The organism is Candidatus Symbiopectobacterium sp. (assembly GCF_020054415.1).
Lineage (GTDB): Bacteria > Pseudomonadota > Gammaproteobacteria > Enterobacterales > Enterobacteriaceae > Symbiopectobacterium.
The window spans coordinates 1-1,090 of the sequence record NZ_JAHWCO010000647.1; the positions used below are offsets into that span (position 1 = coordinate 1).

2 protein-coding genes are annotated in these 1,090 nt (G+C 47.3%); both read right to left on the reverse strand.

Annotated features, from left to right (window positions below; all coding sequences use genetic code 11):
• Nucleotides 1–184: 184 nt before the first annotated feature.
• The gene (gene ppiA, locus QZ506_RS18760; RefSeq protein WP_291973086.1) at nucleotides 185–775 is read right to left on the reverse strand and encodes a peptidylprolyl isomerase A; all 591 of its coding nucleotides are present in this window, start codon (nucleotides 773–775) and stop codon (nucleotides 185–187) included.
• Between the two features lie 85 nt (nucleotides 776–860).
• Nucleotides 861–1,004 (reverse strand): hypothetical protein, encoded by a 144-nt coding sequence (locus QZ506_RS18765; protein WP_291973087.1) that lies wholly within the window; start codon nucleotides 1,002–1,004, stop codon nucleotides 861–863.
• Nucleotides 1,005–1,090 lie beyond the last annotated feature (86 nt).

Below are 1,090 nucleotides of genomic sequence, written 5' to 3' on the forward strand. Positions count from 1 at the left end.
AACGTGCTGCGGGCGTACGCCGATGGCCACTTTACTCGATGGAAAACGGATCTGGGCAGAAAAGAATCTGAACCAGATGTAATCTGACAGACACCTGTATAAATAATCGGTAACTGTCAGATCAGGTCTAAGCTAGTACACATTATGTGGCCTTGATAGCAATTCCAGAAATTCTCGACCACGCTTACGGCAGTATTTTGGCCGATTTAATCACAATCGGTTTGCTTGGCACATTCTGATAGGGCCCAACGTTAGTGGTTTGCACCTGAGAGATTTTGTCGGCGACATCCATCCCTTTTACCACTTTGCCAAATACCGCATAGCCAAAATCACGCTGACCGTGATCGAGGAAAGCGTTATCCGCGACATTAATAAAGAACTGACTGGTGGCGCTGTCTTTTTCAGCGGTGCGCGCCATGGCGATGGTACCACGCACGTTGCGTAAACCGTTGTCCGCTTCATTTTTGATCGGTGGGTTAGTGGCTTTTTGCTTCATTTCATCCACAAAACCGCCACCCTGCACCATAAAACCAGGGATCACGCGGTGAAAGGTGGTGCCATTGTAGAAGCCACTATTAACGTACTCGACGAAGTTTTTCACTGACACAGGCGCTTTCTGGTTATCCAGCGCTAACTCGATGTTGCCTTCAGACGTGGTTAGCAAGACGCGCGTGGTGGCGGCAGGGGCTGCGATCGCCGACGACACCATGACCGAAGATGAAAACATTGTCAGTGAAACCAAGGCTGCCGCAGCAACCAGAGTACGTTTGAACATGAGAATTCCTTTTTGATCGGGGGCTACAAGAAAGCGTAACGATTGTAAATAACCACACTCCTTAACGCTACCCTTTTACTTTTTTTTACTTAAGGGTAGGCCACAACGTTACGGCCATTAGGTATAGCATACCAGTGCGGTATCGGCGACGATCGTAAAAAAAGACGGGTAAATAACGGCTTTGTTGAATAAATAGAACTTTTGGGTAATCATCGGAGCAGATCACCACAGTTGTTTCAAAATCAGGTCTCCATGGCAAAACAAAATTTTAAAATCACCAACTGGCCCTCTTATAACAAGGCCCTCAAGCAGCGC

Coding starts and splice junctions, on each gene's coding strand:
- ppiA (WP_291973086.1), bottom strand. CDS start 775: ATGTTCAAACGTACTCTGGTTGCTGCGGCAGCCTTGGTTTCACTGACA.